Raw genomic sequence first — 17,977 nt, forward strand, 5'->3', positions numbered from 1 at the left:
GACCTGCCACTTAAATGTGACGTATCTTTTATGCGCATTTACTTACGCGAGAAATTAAAAAGGTCCAGCGCGGGGTGAGCTTTAAAAGTAGCACGCATTTCAAAATGACGAATTAGGACTGACGGCGATATTAAATCGGACTCAGGCCTATTAGTGTTAGCTTAAAGTGGCATTTGGTTAACGAAAACGTCTTTAAAAAACTTAGGCAGGTTTAAACTGAACTCTTCTGGTTTAACGCCTGAGACAATTTCATCATCGTACAGACTAAGATCAACACGTTTCACTTCGTTGAAGTGTTGAGATGTAACGCTGTAAAAGGTCATAACATGCGGGCTTACCGGGTCTTTGGGGTTTAGTTTACTTACTATGCCTAGCTTGCCGCTTTTAAGCCTAACCAGTGAACCTACAGGGTGTACGCCAATACACTGTATGAATTGCTTCACCAATTCCTGATCTAAATTTTCAGTAGCAGTTAAACGCTTCAAAGCCTGGGTTGGCGTAATACTGTTTTTGTGCGGACGGTTCGATGTCATAGCGTCATACGCATCAACAATGGCGGCAATGCGAGCAAACTCAGATATTTCGTCGCCCACTAATCCTTTGGGATAGCCGCTGCCGTCAACCCGTTCATGGTGCTGTTCAATAATACGAAGTGACAGGTCGGAAATGTCACCGCACTGAGCGACCAAATCAGCACCTATTTCCACGTGTGTTTTCATTACATCCCAGTCGTTTTGAGAAAACTGCTCCGTATTATTACGAATTTCTTCTGGTTGCGAAGACATGCCAATATCCATCAGCAGAGCGCCTAAACTAACTTGTTCAATGGTGTCTCTGTCGAAGCCAAGAAACTCACAAAAGATACCGCTGAGCACGCTGCAGTTTATACTGTGCTCAAGCAAGTAATGGTCTGTATCTTTGATCATAGTCAGACAGCTAAGCGCATCTTTATTATCAAAAACGCTTTCTATTAAACTTTGCGATAGGGATTCCACTGGGGACAAATCTTTTGACCCACCATTTTTCAATGACTTTAAAAAGCGGCTTTGGATAGAGAGAGCGCTGTCGTATAAGTCGTTAGCTTCATTAATAGAGTCACGGCCTACAGGCTTCACGGTAGGTTTTTCGGGAGCTGTTTCAGGTTTGACGGGCGCTTTTTCTGCCTTAGGAAGTTTAGATTTGGCAAGGTCAACTTCAACAACCAGAATGCCTTTTGAATTAAGGCTATCAATAATGGCTTGGGTTTTCACAATGCCTTTAGAGCGCATTTTCAATGAGCCCGTTTGTTCAAGTACTTGATTGACGTACATCCCCGGCTGCAAATCATCAATGGGTACCTGTTTTAGCATTATCTCTCCTGTGGAACGTGTTGCCGCATATTCAACTACAATAAAGGCGAATAGTACGATATTCCAATAGAAAAAGTGAGCGGTTTATTAACCTTTAGTATAAAGCTACATTTTTTTAATCTAATCGTTGCTTCGTGTATCTGGACAATAGGACAGTGATTTGTTCTCTGTATAGAAGACGTTGGTTCGTGTATTGCGTCTATTTTGCAGTAGAGGAAAGCAGGTGAATGCTACTTGGTAATAGCATTCACCTGGGTATGGGGTAAGCAGTTAATGCCTACAACCAAGAAGGCTGCTTATTTTCAAACGCTTCTATTTTGCTTGTAAGCTCTAGTGTTTGCCCAATGGCATCTAACCCTTTTATTAGGTTATTTTTGTGATGCTCTGCAATATCAAAGCTAAAGCTCGTATCGTTAAAACTTACGGTTTGCGCTGGAAGATCCACAGTAATCTCGGTTGTTGGATCTGCTTTCACTGCAGCAAATAATGCGTCCATTTGTTCGCTAGACAATGCAACAGGTACTAGCTGGTTGTTAATACAGTTACCGTAGAATATATCCGCAAAGCTGGTGGCGATAACGGTTTTAAAGCCAAAGTCAGCCAGTGCCCACGGGGCGTGTTCACGACTTGAACCACAGCCAAAGTTTTCGCGAGCTAGCAACAAGCTTGCGCCTTTATGCTCTGCCTTGTTAAGTGAAAATTCAGGGTTTGGCTCTTTTTCTTCAAGGTCTAAATAGCGCCAGTCGTGAAACAAGTGCTTGCCATAGCCTGCGCGGGTTACGCCGGTAAGAAACTGCTTTGGAATGATTTGGTCGGTATCGACATTGGCCTGATCAAGTGGCGCAGCAATGCCAGTGTGTTGTGTAAAACCTTGTTCAGACATAACTTACTCCTGATAATCTCTAACGTCAGCAAAACGGCCAGTGATAGCCGCGGCCGCAGCCATTGCTGGGCTAACCAAATGCGTGCGCGCTCCACGCCCTTGGCGACCTTCGAAGTTGCGGTTACTGGTAGAGGCACATCTATCGCCTGCTACTAGTTTGTCGTCGTTCATACCAAGGCACATTGAGCAGCCCGGTAAGCGCCATTCAAAGCCAGCGTCAGTAAATATCTTATCTAGGCCTTCCGCTTCTGCTTGGCGTTTAACCGCGCCCGAACCCGGTACTACAATGGCAGTCACTGAGTCGGCGACTTTACCGCGTTTAGCAACTTGTGCCGCTGCGCGCATGTCTTCAATACGTCCGTTGGTACAAGAGCCAATGAATACGTGGTTTACTGGGATATCAGCAAGCTTTTCGCCTGGCTTTAAGCCCATGTACTCCAGCGCTTTTACCGCGCTTTCTTTTTCAATTGGATCGCTGAAATCTTCAGGGGCTGGTACTGGTGTGTTTACGCCAATAACCTGGCCTGGGTTTGTACCCCAAGTAACCTGTGGAGCAATATCTGCCGCTTCAAGTTCAACCACAGTATCAAACTTGGCGCCTTCTTCAGTGTAGAGCGTTTTCCAGTAGGCTACCGCATCTTCCCAGTCTTGGCCTTTTGGTGCGTATTCGCGACCCTCAAGGTAGGCAAAGGTTTTCTCATCTGGCGCAACTAGCCCTGCCTTGGCACCCGCTTCAATACTCATGTTGCACACAGTCATGCGCTCTTCCATGCTTAAACCGCGAATCGCTTCACCCGCGTATTCAATAACATGACCGGTTGCGCCAGCGTGGCCAATTTTGCCAATAATGGCAAGAATGATGTCTTTTGCGGTAATGCCAACGGGTAGTTTACCGTTTACATTAATCAGCATGCTTTTCGCACGGCTTTGCTTAAGGGTTTGCGTAGCCAGTACATGCTCGACTTGAGACGTACCAATACCGAAAGCAAGCGCACCAAATGCGCCGTGGGTAGCGGTATGTGAATCACCGCACACTACTGTCATGCCGGGTTGAATTAAGCCAAGTTCCGGCCCCATAACATGCACAATGCCTTGCTTTTGGTGGCCAACAGGAAAAAGCTGAATATTATGCTCTTCACAGTTTTTAGCCAAGGTTTGAAGCTGCAGCGCGTTAGCCGGGCCGCACGCATCAATTGCCAATGAACGGGTTGATATACTGTGATCCATAGTGCCAACAGTACGATCTGGACGACGTACTTTGCGGCCCTTTTCGTTTAAGCCCGCGAATGCCTGCGGCGACGTCACTTCGTGAATTAAATGACGGTCGATATAAATTAAGCTGTCTTCACCGATTTGGTCGATAATGTGCGCTTGCCACACTTTGTCATATAAGGTCTTGGCCATGAGGTTCTTTTACTCCTGCGCCATTAATTGTTTTACAATTTCATCGCCTACTTGCGATGTGCTTGCTGCATTTTCACGTTGTTCAGCAGGGAGTAACTCGCCTGTCAGTACACCTGCTTCTAGTGTTGCGACGACCGCTTTTTCAATGGCGTCTGCGGCATCACCTAAGTTCATGCTAAAACGCAGCATCATAGCGGCTGATAAAATTTGTGCGATAGGGTTAGCGATACCCTGACCTGCGATATCGGGGGCTGAACCGCCTGCAGGTTCATAAAGGCCAAAGCCATCTTCGTTCATACTTGCCGACGGTAACAAGCCCATAGAGCCGGTCATCATCGCACATTCGTCAGAAACGATGTCGCCAAACAGGTTAGAGCATAGCATCACGTCGAACTGAGCCGGGTTCTTCATAATTTGCATAGTCGCGTTGTCGATGTAGATATGGTCAAGCTCTACGTCTGGGTAGTCTTTTGCTACTTCTTCGGCAATCTCGCGCCATAAACGGCTTGTGACCAATACGTTTGCTTTATCTACAGAGGTTACTTTACCGCGACGCTTTTGCGCTGCTTCAAACGCTGCAATAGCAATACGGCGAATTTCCCGTTTGCTGTAGCGCATGGTGTCATAAGCGAATTCCTCTTCGCCTTCACCTTCACGACCTTTTGGCTGGCCAAAGTAAATACCGCTAGTCAGTTCGCGCACAACTAAAACATCTACCCCTGACTTGGCAATGTCTTCGCGTAGCGGCGACAGGCTTTCAAGACCAGGATAAATGCGTGCAGGGCGAAGATTACTGAACAGGTCAAAGTGGCTGCGAAGGGTAAGCAACGCAGCACGTTCTGGGCGCTGCTCTAACGGTAATGTATCCCATTTAGGGCCGCCGATACTGCCAAACAAAATCGCATCGGCTTGTTCGCAGCCTAGCAAAGTTTTAGAAGGCAGGGCTTCACCTTCAGTATCAATGGCATAGCCACCCACAGGGTATGCAGTTCGGTTTAGGCTAACGTTAAACTTCTTTTCGACTGCATCTAAAACCTTATTGGCTTCCTGCATAACTTCTGGGCCGATACCGTCTCCGGCTAGTACGGCAATTGAATACTGGCTCATTTATACTCCCGCAACGCGTTCTTGTTGATTTTTTTGCTGATCGATTTGATCGGCTAAATAAGTGTTGTTTAATACAAAGATCAAGGCTTTAACGCCGGCTTCTACAATATCTGTAGCAAGGCCAATACCATGGAAGCGGCGGCCTTTATAAGTGGCGATAACGCTTACTTGTGCAAGGGCGTCTGCACCTTCACCTTTTGAATCTAGTTTGAAGTCCACAACATCTAAATCTTCATGCCCTAGTATAGACATAATCGCTTTATAAGCCGCATCTACAGGGCCGTTGCCAGTACTAGACTGGGTAATTTCTTCATTGCCCACTTTCATTTTAACCGTGGCGCTTGGAATGATTTCACGGCCTGAATTCGCTTGAAGATAAAGCAATTGGAAGTGAGCTTGGTCGTGTTTTTGTTTATCAAAGAATAACAAGGCTTCAAGGTCGTAATCGTAAACTTGCCCTTTTTTATCCGCTAACTTCAAGAATGCGTCATAAACCGCTTCTAAATCATAGTCTTCAGCTTTATAACCCAGTTCGGTTAAACGGTGTTTAATTACATGGCGGCCAGATCGCGACGTTAGGTTTAGGTTGTTTTTATTAATGCCCACACTTTCTGGGGTCATAATTTCATAAGTGTTTTGCGCTTTTAAGACGCCGTCTTGGTGAATACCAGACGAGTGACTAAATGCGTTAGCGCCGACAATGGCTTTGTTTGCCTGCACCGGCATATTACAAAGCTGACTAACTAACTTAGAAGAACGCGAAATTTCAGAAGAATTGATATTGGTTTCAAAGCCCAACATGTTCTTACGAGTTTGTAAGATCATGGCAATTTCTTCTAGCGACGCATTACCCGCACGCTCACCAATACCATTAATAGTACACTCTACCTGCCTAGCGCCTTGCTCGACGGCCGCAAGGGAGTTTGCAACGGCTAAACCCAAATCGTTGTGGCAATGCACCGAAATGGTCGCTTTATCGATATTCGGAACGCGATTGAACAGTTGCTGAATAATGCCGCCAAACTCAGTTGGCGTGGTGTAGCCTACGGTATCAGGAATATTGACGGTAGTTGCGCCGGCGTTGATTGCTGCCTCTACCATACGACATAGGTAATCGATATGAGTACGGCCCGCATCTTCACACGAAAACTCCACGTCGTCTGTGTACTTGCGCGCATGTTTTACGGCAGCTACTGCCATATCCACAATTTCATCTTGAGACTTGCGAAGCTTGGCGCCCACGTGAATTTCAGAGGTGGCGATAAAGGTGTGTATACGAAACTGTTCGGCAACGCTCAACGCTTGTCCACAGGCATCAATGTCGCCTGGAAGCGCCCGAGATAAACCACAAACGATAGAGTTTTTCACTTCTTTTGCAATCATTTGAACTGATTGAAAATCACCGGGTGAAGATACAGGGAAACCAGCTTCGATAATATCAACGCCTAACCGTTCGAGCGCCAGCGCAATCTGCAGTTTTTCTTTGGCACTTAGGCTTGCAGGTAAGGCCTGCTCACCGTCTCGCAATGTGGTATCAAAGATTTTCACTTGATTTGTCATGACGCTCTCTCAGTTAAATAGTTAAAAAAAAACCCGTGCTTGGCACGGGTTTTTGTGAATTTGAATCGCTGGTCGCAATCTACCCGTGCAGTCTGGCTGCCATAAGGAGTAGAGATAGAAGAAGAAAACGAATACGCATTTGCTGTTGTTTCTTTGCTGACCAAGTTGATAGCGACAATGTACCATGTGGCATGGAGAGGTCAACCATTGTTTACGATAATGAGTATATTTTTCGCGTATAAAAGCTATCTTTTAATTATTTAGGATATTTATCCTAACCAGGATTTGAGTGAAAGGTGATTTTAAGGTAGAGAGCTTAGGGTCTTAGAGATTTTGTGGCTTTTTTCTCTTTAGGTAGGATGTTTCTACTAAAAAATATAAAATTTCGGTTTTCGGTGTTTTGAATTTTTATTCTCAATTAGTGCATATTTATTGGTCTTTTGGATTTAACGTGAAATTCTTCCAGTTTAATTGCGTCGACAAGCGCATTTCGCGAAGGGTTAATGCACGAGGTGAACGCTTTGACTTAAAGCTCCACGCGTGGCCACAGCATGCTGCGGTTACTATAGCCTTTGAAGGCCGCAGTAATATTTTACGCTCCACAGAAAGCGCCGTTGAAGCAGAGTCATCGTCTGGCTGTGTAGTGGAGTGAATACATTCACCTGTATTAGCAAACCATCCATTCTTGTTTAAATGTAGCTGCGTATTGTCTTGATTAACCATATCAATAGAATCGAGTTCAATGTGCGTACCTTCAATATTTAAAACTAGAACGGGGACAACAAGGCCGTACTTAGCATTTTTTCGATACCAGGACTCCCGTTTTTCTGAATCATCTAAATGATTAATACCGGGGCATTTGGCCGATTGCTTGGCATACCAACTACCATTGTGTGTATCCACTCTTAGCGGCGATGGGTTAGATAAAGCCTCGTTATTTACCATATGTCGAGCAATGGCTTTAACGTGATAGGGCAGGCCGCCCATTCGACGCTTAAGTAAAGAGAGGTTCGTTATTTGACTGTGTGCGAGAGAGATAACTTCCCTTTCGTACAAGGCAGTACATATTTCATTAAATTGAGGATGGCTTCCACCTAGTTCACCAGCGTCACTAAAAAAGCCAACTTGAGTGTTGGTAGTAGAGTGGGAAAGTTCGTCGCCTGGAGCCATTAGGGTTATCAAATGCCTGTCTAGAGTCATTTAACACTACCAAGATTCAGCGCTTGATGCTACACGGTTTAATTAAACAGCGTGAAAAACAGACAAAAAAAGCCGCTATATTAAGCGGCCTTTCATCATTTTAACAGGGGTAACTTACTGGCCTTTGATTTCGCTACGGCCTTTGTAAGTTGCTGCGTCACCTAATGCTTCCTCAATGCGAAGAAGTTGGTTGTACTTAGCAACACGGTCAGAACGACATAGTGAACCCGTCTTGATTTGGCCAGCCGCTGTACCTACTGCAAGGTCAGCAATGGTGGCGTCTTCTGTTTCACCAGAACGGTGAGAGATAACCGCTGTAAAGCCAGCGTCTTTCGCCATTTTAATTGCGTTAAGGGTTTCAGTTAGTGAACCGATTTGGTTGAACTTGATAAGGATTGAGTTGCCAATGCCGTTATCAATACCGCGCTTAAGGATTTTGGTGTTAGTTACAAACAAGTCGTCGCCAACTAGCTGTACTTTGTCACCAATCTTCTTAGTTAGGCTTGCCCAGCCGTCCCAGTCGCTTTCGTCTAGGCCGTCTTCAATAGATACAATTGGGTACTGTGCAGAAAGGTCAGCAAGGTAGTCGCCAAACGCTTCTGAATCGAAGCTTTTGTCTTCGCCAGATAGAACGTATTTGCCTTCTTTGTAGAATTCAGACGCCGCACAGTCTAGTGCAAGTGTGATGTCTTCATTCATTTTATAGCCAGCGTTTTCAACGGCTTCAACGATAACAGCAAGTGCTTCAGCGTTTGAGCTAAGGTTAGGGGCAAAACCACCTTCGTCACCAACCGCTGTGTTTAGACCTTTGGCAGAAAGTACTTTCTTAAGTGCGTGGAAAATTTCCGCGCCCATACGTAGTGCTTCTTTAAAGCTCTTCGCGCCTACTGGCTGAACCATGAACTCTTGAATGTCTACGTTGTTGTCAGCGTGCTCACCACCGTTGATGATGTTCATCATAGGTACTGGCATTGAGTACTGACCAGATGTGCCGTTTAGGTCTGCAATGTGCTCGTAAAGTGCTACGCCTTTTTCAGCCGCTGCCGCTTTTGCTACAGCAAGAGAAACCGCAAGGATCGCGTTCGCGCCCAGTGTTTCTTTGTTTTCTGTGCCATCAAGGTCAATCATGATGCCGTCGATATCAGCTTGTGCTAGTGCGTCTTTGCCTAGTAATGCTGGTGAAATGGTATCGTTAATCGCTGCAACGGCTTTTGTTACGCCTTTACCTAGGTAACGAGACTTGTCGCCGTCGCGAAGTTCTAGTGCTTCGCGGCTACCAGTAGAGGCACCTGATGGTGCAGCAGCACGGCCCATTGCGCCTGATTCTAAGTATACATCTGCTTCTACAGTAGGATTTCCGCGTGAATCTAAGATTTCGCGTCCGATAATGCGACTAATTTTCGCCATGTTTTTTCCTCAACAATGTAATGGGGCGCAACGGGAGAGAGCGCCCCTTTTATTAGAAATTAGTGATTTTCTTTCTGGTACTTTCCTGCCGCAGCAACGAAACCAGTAAATAAAGGGTGTCCATCCCGAGGCGTTGATGTGAACTCAGGGTGGAATTGGCCCGCAATGAACCAAGGATGATCAGGGATTTCCACTACTTCTACAAGTCGCTTGTCAGTGGACAAACCACTTACTTTCAATCCTGCTGCTTCAATTTGATCGCGAAGATTATTGTTCACTTCGTAACGGTGACGGTGGCGCTCATAAATCTCAGCGTTGCCGTACATCTCGTGTACTTTTGTCCCTTCAATAAGGTGGCAAAGCTGGCTACCTAAACGCATTGTACCGCCAAGGTCTGATGTTTCAGTGCGCACTTCGGTCGTACCCGCAGCGTCTAACCACTCGGTAATAAGGCCAACAACTGGGTAAGGTGTTTCAGGGTCGAACTCTGTGCTGTTCGCTTTTTCCATGCCGGCAACGTTACGTGCGTATTCGATAAGCGCTACCTGCATACCCAAACAAATTCCTAAGTATGGCACCTTGTTTTCGCGCGCATAGCGGGCTGCCGCAATTTTACCTTCAATACCGCGCTCACCAAAGCCGCCAGGCACTAAGATAGCATCTAACTGCTCTAAAATTTGTGTGCCTTTGCTTTCCACATCTTGTGAGTCAATGTGATGAATATTCACAGTAAGACGGTTTTTAAGGCCGGCGTGTTTAAGCGCTTCATTAACTGATTTATAAGCATCAGGCAGTTCTACGTACTTCCCAATCATGCCGATATTAACTTCAGCGGTAGGGTTAGATTCTGCGTAAAGTACCTGTTCCCACTCAGACAAGTCGGCTTCATTACATTCAAGACCGAAGCGGTCAACAACCAGCTGATCCATACCCTGAGCTTTAAGTGCGGCCGGGATACGGTAAATACTGTCTACGTCTTTTAATGAAATAACGGCTTTATCAGCAACGTTAGTGAACAGCGCAATTTTAGAGCGTTCACTGGCTGGCAATGCACCGACAGAACGGCACACTAAAATGTCTGGCTGAATACCAATAGAGCGAAGCTCTTTTACCGAGTGCTGCGTTGGCTTGGTTTTAACTTCACCCGATGCAGGCATGTAAGGCACAAGTGTTAAGTGCATGAACATAGCGCGTTCACGGCCCACTTCAGTACCAAGCTGACGAATAGCTTCTAAGAAAGGTTGTGACTCGATGTCACCTACGGTTCCGCCCACTTCAACAATAGCCACATCATGACCTTCAGCACCTTCGATAACGCGGCGCTTAATTTCATTGGTAATGTGAGGGATAACCTGAATGGTTGCACCTAAGTAATCACCGCGACGCTCACGCTTCAGTACTTCTTCATATACCCGGCCGGTTGTGAAGTTGTTGCGCTTGGTCATACGGGTGCGAATAAAACGCTCATAGTGACCAAGATCAAGGTCGGTCTCTGCGCCGTCATCGGTAACAAATACTTCACCATGCTGGATGGGGCTCATTGTGCCCGGGTCGACATTGATGTAAGGGTCGAGTTTTAACATGGTTACGGTGAGACCGCGAGCTTCCAGAATTGCGGCTAATGATGCTGCAGCAATACCTTTACCTAGCGATGAAACTACACCACCTGTGACGAAAATATAATTTGTCATGCGAAACCTAGAACGTTTGGGTTGTATGGTAAATATAGGCTGAGTTTAGAACAAAACCAGCTACACTTTGGACGGGGCGATAGTATACGCAAATTCATGTGAGCAGACAATCAATTTGCCCACATGATGCGCAATTTTACGATTGACTTAAGCGTTTAAGGGTGTAGATGAGGTCGAGCGCTTGGCGAGGAGATAGCTCATCGGGCGATAAGTTTTCAAGTGCTTCCACCACGGGGTGCGGTTTGTCTGGAAAAAGCATTTCTGCTTGTCCTTTCGCATTTGAACCGTTGTCAATTTTTCTGGAGGTGTTGCTTTGCGCTTGTGAAGTGTCACTGCCCCTTGATTCATCACTGGTCATGACGTGTGATGATTCTAAAATAGCGAGCTTTTGCTGAGCGGCTTTAATCACAGGTTTTGGTACACCAGCAAGTTGCGCAACCTGTAAACCAAAGCTCTTGTTCGCGGCGCCTTCAGATACGGTATGCATAAAGCGAATGGTGTCTTCAAACTCCATCGCATTAAGATGCACGTTCACAACGCCTGCTTGCGTTTCGGGTAGTTCGGTCAGCTCAAAATAGTGGGTCGCAAAAAGGGTGTAGGCGTTGAGTTGCTTCGCCAAGTAGCTCGCGCAAGCCCATGCCAGCGATAAACCATCATAGGTGCTGGTACCACGGCCAATTTCATCCATTAACACCAGTGAGTTTTCAGTCGCGTTATTAAGAATATTTGCCGTTTCGGTCATTTCAACCATGAAGGTTGAGCGGCCAGAGGCCAGGTCATCTGATGCGCCAATCCGGGTGAATATGCGATCCAGCTTGCCGATGTGGGCGTTTTCAGCAGGCACATAACTGCCGATGCAGGCCAATAAAGCAATAAGCGCTGTTTGACGCATGTAGGTCGATTTACCGCCCATGTTTGGGCCGGTAATAACGAGCATACGGCGCTCAGTATCCAGTTGCAGTGGGTTGGCAATGAAGGGGTCTTTCATTACGTTCTCAACCACAGGGTGGCGACCGGCATCATAAGTAAGCGCACATTCTTGGCTCAATTTTGGCCGATGCCAATCGAGCGATACCGCGCGTTCGGCAAAACAGCACAGCACGTCGAGCTTGGCAAGCGCTGCGGCGGTTTCAATTAACTTGTTGAGGTATGGCGCAAAATTGTCGAACAAGGCTTCATAAAGCTGTTTTTCAAGGGCAAGTGCAGCCCCTTGGCTACTTAGCACTTTGTCCTCGTGTTCTTTAAGCTCAGGCGTAATGTAACGTTCGGTGTTCTTAAGGGTCTGTCTTCGGATGTATTCGGCGGGGGCCAAAGCGCTGTTAGCACGACTAATTTCAATAAAAAACCCGTGCACTTTGTTATAGCCCACTTTCAATGTGGAAATGCCTGTGCGTTCACGCTCACGTTGCTCCATCGCATCTAAGTAGTCGGTAGCGCCTTGTGATAGCTTACGCAATTCATCCAGTTCAGCATTATAGCCTTCGGCAATTACGCCACCATCGCGTATAACAACTGGTGGGTTATCGATTATAGCGCTGTTTAACAGGGCTTGAAGCTCAGGGTAAGTGCCAATGGTTTCGCCAATACTTCTAATTTGTCCTGTGTCAAAACGGGCAAGAGCATCTTGCAAATCAGGCAGTGCATTAAACGCATTTTTTAAACGTGCAAAATCCCGAGGGCGCGCCGAGCGAAGGGCTAAACGCGCCATAATACGCTCTATGTCGCCAATGTGTTTTAGCGCATTGCGGATATCTTCAGGATCGTCATTAATAAAGGTGTCTATTGCGTCTAAGCGGCTTTGGAGCTCATGCTGGTCGGTCAGCGGCGAGTGAATGATTCGCTGTAACATACGACTGCCCATGGCCGTGGTGGTAGTGTCCATTACGCTGAACAGGGTATTTTCCTGACCGCCAGACAAATTATGGGTAAGTTCCAGGTTTCTGCGCGTTGCGGCATCAAGCTGAACACGGCTGTCTTGCTGTTCAGTCTGAATGCGGCGAATGTGGGGCAGGGCAGTGCGCTGGGTATCTTTTACATATTGTAAAACACAACCTGCTGCGCCTAATCCTTTAGTGACGCCTTTTATACCAAAGCCATCTAATGTTTTAGTTTCAAACTGGGCGTTAAGCTGTTCATTTGCAGTATCTACGTCGAATTCCCACTCGGGACGCCTGCGTAGCCCTTTGCGATTTTCAACAAGAGACAGGCTTTCAAAGCCTTCAGGGTAAAGTAACTCAGCCGGGTTAATGCGCTGAATTTCAGCCAGTAAGCTTTCATCACTATCGCACTCGAACACCACAAAGCGACCGCTAGTTACATCTAATGTGGCTAACCCATAATGCATGCTATGGCCGCACACAGCGGCAAGAATATTGTCGCGACGCTCTTCTAATAAAGCTTCGTCGGTTACAGTGCCCGGCGTAACAATGCGCTGTACGGCACGCTCAACGGGGCCTTTGCTCGTCGCTGGGTCGCCAACTTGTTCACAAATGGCAACCGACTCCCCCATTTTTACTAAACGCGATAGGTAGCTTTCTACCGCATGATAAGGCACGCCTGCCATGGGAATGGGCTCGCCACCCGATTTACCTCGCGCCGTAAGCGAAATGTCCAGTAATTCAGCAGCTTTTTTGGCATCGTCATAAAATAACTCGTAAAAATCGCCCATGCGATAAAAAAGTAGAATATTCGGATGTTGCGCCTTTATGCTTAAATATTGGCGCATCATAGGAGTATGTGATTCCAAAAAATGCCTCTGCGAATTTGTTGCTGGGTTTAATGCCTGTTGAAGGGAATAAATGATAAACTCACCCTCTTTAAGATCAAGCGCAGATCTTATGAATAACAGATCTGGTGAATAACAACAGGTGTAACTAGGTATCTCTAAAATGAACGGGACATTTTCAACTGATTCGACAGTAAACGCCACCCCTTTAAGGCTTGATAGTGCATTATCTGCTCAAATTCAGGTATTGGGCGATGCACTTCGAGCAAAAGGTTGGAGTGTGTCTAGCGCAGAGTCCTGTACGGGCGGAGGTATAGCCTTTGCTTTTACCAGTGTATCGGGCAGCTCGGATTGGTTTAATCAATCATGGGTAACCTACTCAAACAGTGCTAAACAAAGCCGATTGGGCGTTACCGAGCAAACGCTAGTAGAGTATGGCGCCGTATCTCAGCAAACGGTAAAAGAAATGGCGGACGGAGTACGCCGCAATAGTGGTGCGCAACTCGTTGTTACTGTAAGCGGGATTGCTGGCCCAAATGGTGGCAGTGAAGAAAAGCCGGTGGGTACTGTATGGTTCGGTTTTTTATGTGGCGAAAAAGCGGAACAAATTAAACAAGTATTTAGCGGTGACAGAGATGAAGTTCGCCATCACGCGATCGCTTTTGCTATTTCTCACTTAGTAAAATTGTTGAGTGAAAATTAAAAATACGGGTTGAAACTGTATGCTTGTACAGTATAGAATGTGATCATTATTTGATACCGTCATTAAATGAATAGGCGATGTCAAAACAGAATTTAACCGCAAATCCTTGAGGATACATACGTGGACGATAACAAATCAAAAGCTTTAACCGCCGCAGTAGGCCAAATTGAAAAGCAATTTGGTAAAGGCGCTATCATGCGCTTAGGCGACAACCAAGCCATGGATATTGAAGCAATTTCTACTGGCTCACTAACCATTGATATCGCTCTAGGCATAGGCGGTTTACCGTGTGGTCGTGTTGTAGAAATTTACGGCCCTGAATCATCAGGTAAAACCACGCTAACTCTTCAAGTTATCGCTGAAGCGCAGAAAAATGGTAAAACCTGTGCGTTCGTTGACGCTGAACACGCGCTAGACCCTGTATACGCCGAAAAGTTAGGCGTAAACATTGACGAGCTATTGGTATCCCAGCCTGACACTGGTGAGCAAGCGTTAGAAATTTGCGACATGTTAGTTCGCTCTGGTGCCGTAGACGTCGTTATTGTTGACTCGGTTGCTGCACTTACACCAAAAGCCGAAATTGAAGGTGACATGGGTGATTCTCACGTTGGTCTTCAGGCCCGCTTGATGTCACAGGCGCTGCGTAAGCTTACGGCAAACATTAAGCGTTCAAACACCCTTTGTATCTTCATTAACCAAATTCGTATGAAGATTGGTGTAATGTTTGGTAACCCAGAAACGACAACGGGTGGTAACGCGCTTAAGTTCTACTCTTCTGTTCGTCTAGACATTCGCCGTATTGGTGCAGTTAAAGAAGGCGATGAGGTAGTGGGTAACGAAACCCGCGTGAAGGTCGTGAAAAACAAGGTTGCGCCACCGTTCAAACAAGCTGAATTTATGATCCGCTACGGTGAAGGTATCAGCAAAGAAGCAGAGCTTATTGACCTAGGTGTTAAGCAGAAGCTTGTTGATAAAGCCGGCGCTTGGTACAGCTATAAGGGTGACCGTATTGGTCAAGGTAAAGCAAACGTAATGAAGTACCTTAAGGAACACCCAGAGACAGCAAACGAGATCGAAACGAAGATCCGCCAAGAACTATTGCTTTCTAAAACAGTAAAGGCAGAAGAAGCATTGCCGCAGGGTGAAGACGACGTACTTCCTGAGTAAAATTAACGCTTCATAGCGATTAAAAACCCACCCTTTGGTGGGTTTTTTTGTATCTGCATTTTATACCTTCGACAATACATATTTATTAACACTTCTTGGTAACCTAGAACTTGTACAAAAAATAAAAACAGGGAATGCTGTAATAAAGTACGATAAGCGAAGACTACAAAGAAAGGTTGGCTTTTGGGGTATTTCCAAGGTTCAACGTTTGAGAATATAAATAAGGAAAATTTGTGGCTATAGCAAATAATGCCTTGAACAACGATTAATATTGAGAACAGCTTACATCAAGAGGGAAAAGGGAATGATTGAAATATCAGGTCTCGCTAAACGCTTTACGGTGGAAAACCCGAAAAAGCTTAGCGAACAAGAGAAGAAGGACCCGCGTTTAAAAGGGCGTTATTTTCAGTCAGTAAGGGATGTGTCTTTTACTTGCGAAAAAGGTCAGGTTCTGGGACTGCTAGGGCCTAACGGCGCAGGTAAAACCACTACATTGCGTATGCTTTCAACAGCGCTTAAACCCGACAGCGGTAAAGTGCTCATAGGTGGCGAGGACGTACTTTCTAACCCAAACATTGCGCGAAAAAAGATTGGTTTTCTTTCCAGTTCAACAGGTCTATACGGCCGTTTAAGTGGGCGTGAAAATATTAGCTACTTCGGTGAGCTACACGGCATTTCAAAAAATGTGATTAATGCACGTATTGAAGAGTTAGCTGACTTGCTCGATATGCAAACCTTCCTTGATAGAAGAGCGGAGAATTTTTCATCAGGCATGAAACAAAAAGTGTCGATTGCCCGCGCTGTTATTCACGAGCCAGAACTGGTGGTACTTGATGAACCTACAACCGGCCTTGATATTATGGCAACCAGTACCGTTATGGAATTTATCCAACGCCTTAAGGATAAAGGTACCCCGGTTATTTTCTCTACTCACCATCTTGATGAGGTGCAAACCCTTTGCGACAAGGTGACCGTGATTAACCAAGGGGAAACCGTATTTAACGATTCGCTTGCCGCTTTTAGTGCTTTGTCTGGCAATGAAGGGGCCAGCGGTCAGATGCACAAGAGCTTTCTAAAAACACTATCAATGGATACTGAGGAGACGGGCAATGTGGTTAATCTTTAAAAAGGAATTCAAAGAGCTATTGCGCGATAAGAAAACCATCATCTTTATGATTGGTTTACCGCTTCTACTGTTCCCAGCCATTTTTGGTGTCGCATTCTTTTTTATGAGTTCAGCGGCAGATAAAGCAGAAAACGAAGTATTAAAATACGCTATCGTTGGCGAAGCCTACGCGCCAGCAATTGTACAATCTTTTAACGACGCGTCTGATAAGTTTGAACCGGTCGCGATTGGCGATGAAACGGATTATGCCAAACTCATTAAAAACGAAACGTTAGACTTTGTGTTGGTTATACCAGAAAGTTTCGATAGTGATGTATTAAATTCAGGGCAACATAAGATTCAGCTTTATTTAAACGATGCAGGCCTTAACAAAGTTATGGGGCGTGTATCTGACATCATTGATGAATATACCGATGCTTTCCAACAGACCGCTTTTGCGCAGCTTAATCTAGATGAAACTCAGCAAGAGGCTTTGTTGAAGCCAATCAAGATAGAAAAGCAAAATGTGGCGGATGATCGTGAAGTATGGGGTGAACGCTTAGGCGGTATGCTGCCGTACTTCATCTTTATTTTGTGTTTACAGGGTGCGATGGCACCAGCAGCAGATTTAGGTGCAGGAGAAAAAGAGCGCGGTACCCTAGAGACCCTGCTTATATCGCCAATGGATCGTCACAAGTTGGTATTGGGCAAGTTCTTTACGGTTGCCACCGCAGGTATTGTTACTGCGCTAATAACGGTATCTTCCATGGCCATATGGGGCTTGGTATTATCCCAAGGTATGGCAGTGGAATTTGTAGTAGAAATAATGTCTATGATTGGTCTAGTCGACTTTTTACTTATCTTCTTAATGTTGGTCCCGGTTGTGGCAGTGTTCGCAGCAGTATTACTGTCTCTTTCTATCTACGCTCGCTCGTTTAAAGAAGCGCAAAGCTATATGGGGTCGCTCATAATGGTAGTCATCTTCCCTGTTATTATTGCCATGATGCCTGGTGTAGAGTTGAAAGGTGGCTGGGTATGGGTTCCGCTGACTAACGTAGCACTGGCGATGAAAGAACTGTTCAAGGGGACTATGGATTACTTCGCCCTGTTCGGAATTTTCACTTCTACAGCGGTTATTGCAACCGGGCTTATCTTCTTCTGCATACACTGGTTTAATAAAGAAAAAGTGTTGTTTAGATAAGTAAGGGCTGCAGTTATTACACTCATTTAAAAATAGCCCGTAATAGCGGGCTATTTAGTTACAATAGATAAAAAGCCCGACTAAGCGTTTTTTACTTTCTCTTTGCTAACGCTTGGATAGAGCTGCAGGGAAAGACATAGGCAGTATTTCTGCCCTAAACCTCAAAATCAACACGTTTGATAATACCTTCCCAGCCAGGCGGTATCTTGCCTTGCAATACATAAGAATAAGCAAGGAGTTCAGCAATAACAAAATACAGTGACTCAGGGATATCTTGACCTACATCGAGAGTGGCCAACACTTCACTTAAATACGGGTCTTCGTGGATTAAAATGCCCGTTTCTTCAGCCATGGCGATAATCGCTTCGGCTAAGTCTCCATAGCCTTTGGACACGACCTTCGGTGTGTTTTTCTTATCGCCACCTTCATATTTTAATCCAATTGCCCGTTTCGCCTTTCTCGTGTCGCTCATCGA

At 45.7% G+C, this 17,977-nt stretch carries 14 protein-coding genes; 4 read left to right on the top strand and 10 right to left on the bottom strand.

What is annotated here, in order from left to right; all coding sequences use genetic code 11:
- Positions 1–161: 161 nt before the first annotated feature.
- From MADE_RS04600 to mutS, 9 genes are all read right to left on the bottom strand, one after another.
- Complete coding sequence (locus MADE_RS04600; protein ID WP_012517437.1) at positions 162–1,349, bottom strand: HD-GYP domain-containing protein; 1,188 nt, start codon at positions 1,347–1,349, stop codon at positions 162–164.
- Positions 1,350–1,626: 277 nt separating this feature from the next.
- Positions 1,627–2,232: a 3-isopropylmalate dehydratase small subunit gene (leuD, locus tag MADE_RS04605; protein WP_012517438.1), complete on the bottom strand. Its 606-nt coding sequence runs from the start codon at positions 2,230–2,232 to the stop codon at positions 1,627–1,629.
- A 3-nt stretch (positions 2,233–2,235) separates the two neighbouring features.
- Positions 2,236–3,636 (bottom strand): 3-isopropylmalate dehydratase large subunit, encoded by a 1,401-nt coding sequence (gene leuC / locus MADE_RS04610; protein WP_012517439.1) that lies wholly within the window; start codon positions 3,634–3,636, stop codon positions 2,236–2,238.
- Positions 3,637–3,645: 9 nt separating this feature from the next.
- Entirely contained in the window at positions 3,646–4,743 is a 1,098-nt protein-coding gene (gene leuB / locus MADE_RS04615) for a 3-isopropylmalate dehydrogenase (RefSeq protein WP_012517440.1), read from the bottom strand.
- The gene (gene leuA, locus MADE_RS04620; protein ID WP_015066370.1) at positions 4,744–6,303 is read right to left on the bottom strand and encodes a 2-isopropylmalate synthase; all 1,560 of its coding nucleotides are present in this window, start codon (positions 6,301–6,303) and stop codon (positions 4,744–4,746) included.
- Positions 6,304–6,732: 429 nt separating this feature from the next.
- Positions 6,733–7,473 (bottom strand): hypothetical protein, encoded by a 741-nt coding sequence (locus tag MADE_RS04625; protein ID WP_012517442.1) that lies wholly within the window; start codon positions 7,471–7,473, stop codon positions 6,733–6,735.
- A 144-nt stretch (positions 7,474–7,617) separates the two neighbouring features.
- Entirely contained in the window at positions 7,618–8,910 is a 1,293-nt protein-coding gene (eno, locus tag MADE_RS04630) for a phosphopyruvate hydratase (protein ID WP_012517443.1), read from the bottom strand.
- 59 nt (positions 8,911–8,969) lie between these two features.
- Positions 8,970–10,601 carry a CTP synthase gene (locus MADE_RS04635; RefSeq protein ID WP_012517444.1) on the bottom strand — a complete coding sequence of 544 codons (1,632 nt, stop codon included), beginning with the start codon at positions 10,599–10,601 and terminating at the stop codon, positions 8,970–8,972.
- 136 nt (positions 10,602–10,737) lie between these two features.
- Positions 10,738–13,329: a DNA mismatch repair protein MutS gene (mutS, locus tag MADE_RS04640; RefSeq protein WP_012517445.1), complete on the bottom strand. Its 2,592-nt coding sequence runs from the start codon at positions 13,327–13,329 to the stop codon at positions 10,738–10,740.
- 160 nt (positions 13,330–13,489) lie between these two features.
- Between mutS and MADE_RS04645 the strand changes: the two genes are divergently transcribed.
- The 4 genes from MADE_RS04645 (at position 13,490) to MADE_RS04660 (ending at position 17,502) form a co-directional block, all read left to right on the top strand.
- Entirely contained in the window at positions 13,490–14,029 is a 540-nt protein-coding gene (locus tag MADE_RS04645; protein WP_012517446.1) for a CinA family protein, read from the top strand.
- 120 nt (positions 14,030–14,149) lie between these two features.
- A complete protein-coding gene (gene recA / locus MADE_RS04650) occupies positions 14,150–15,196 on the top strand; it encodes a recombinase RecA (protein WP_012517447.1) in 1,047 nt (348 codons plus the stop codon).
- 304 nt (positions 15,197–15,500) lie between these two features.
- Positions 15,501–16,322 carry an ATP-binding cassette domain-containing protein gene (locus tag MADE_RS04655; protein WP_012517448.1) on the top strand — a complete coding sequence of 274 codons (822 nt, stop codon included), beginning with the start codon at positions 15,501–15,503 and terminating at the stop codon, positions 16,320–16,322.
- Positions 16,306–17,502, top strand: a complete 1,197-nt coding sequence (locus MADE_RS04660; protein ID WP_012517449.1) for an ABC transporter permease — start codon at positions 16,306–16,308, stop codon at positions 17,500–17,502. The genes MADE_RS04655 and MADE_RS04660 overlap by 17 nt, the downstream gene beginning before the upstream one ends.
- Positions 17,503–17,656: 154 nt before the next feature.
- Here MADE_RS04660 and MADE_RS04665 read toward each other — a convergent pair whose 3' ends face one another.
- Entirely contained in the window at positions 17,657–17,974 is a 318-nt protein-coding gene (locus MADE_RS04665; protein WP_012517450.1) for an EscU/YscU/HrcU family type III secretion system export apparatus switch protein, read from the bottom strand.
- Between the last annotated feature and the right edge of the window lie 3 nt (positions 17,975–17,977).

Origin of the sequence: Alteromonas mediterranea DE (genome assembly GCF_000020585.3) — a bacterium.
In the GTDB taxonomy this organism is placed as follows: Bacteria; Pseudomonadota; Gammaproteobacteria; order Enterobacterales; family Alteromonadaceae; genus Alteromonas; species Alteromonas mediterranea.

Coding starts and splice junctions, on each gene's coding strand:
- MADE_RS04600 (WP_012517437.1), bottom strand. CDS start 1,349: ATGCTAAAACAGGTACCCATTGATGATTTGCAGCCGGGGATGTACGTC.
- leuD (WP_012517438.1), bottom strand. CDS start 2,232: ATGTCTGAACAAGGTTTTACACAACACACTGGCATTGCTGCGCCACTT.
- leuC (WP_012517439.1), bottom strand. CDS start 3,636: ATGGCCAAGACCTTATATGACAAAGTGTGGCAAGCGCACATTATCGAC.
- leuB (WP_012517440.1), bottom strand. CDS start 4,743: ATGAGCCAGTATTCAATTGCCGTACTAGCCGGAGACGGTATCGGCCCA.
- leuA (WP_015066370.1), bottom strand. CDS start 6,303: ATGACAAATCAAGTGAAAATCTTTGATACCACATTGCGAGACGGTGAG.
- MADE_RS04625 (WP_012517442.1), bottom strand. CDS start 7,473: ATGGCTCCAGGCGACGAACTTTCCCACTCTACTACCAACACTCAAGTT.
- eno (WP_012517443.1), bottom strand. CDS start 8,910: ATGGCGAAAATTAGTCGCATTATCGGACGCGAAATCTTAGATTCACGC.
- MADE_RS04635 (WP_012517444.1), bottom strand. CDS start 10,601: ATGACAAATTATATTTTCGTCACAGGTGGTGTAGTTTCATCGCTAGGT.
- mutS (WP_012517445.1), bottom strand. CDS start 13,329: ATGATGCGCCAATATTTAAGCATAAAGGCGCAACATCCGAATATTCTA.
- MADE_RS04645 (WP_012517446.1), top strand. CDS start 13,490: ATGAACGGGACATTTTCAACTGATTCGACAGTAAACGCCACCCCTTTA.
- MADE_RS04655 (WP_012517448.1), top strand. CDS start 15,501: ATGATTGAAATATCAGGTCTCGCTAAACGCTTTACGGTGGAAAACCCG.
- MADE_RS04660 (WP_012517449.1), top strand. CDS start 16,306: ATGTGGTTAATCTTTAAAAAGGAATTCAAAGAGCTATTGCGCGATAAG.
- MADE_RS04665 (WP_012517450.1), bottom strand. CDS start 17,974: ATGAGCGACACGAGAAAGGCGAAACGGGCAATTGGATTAAAATATGAA.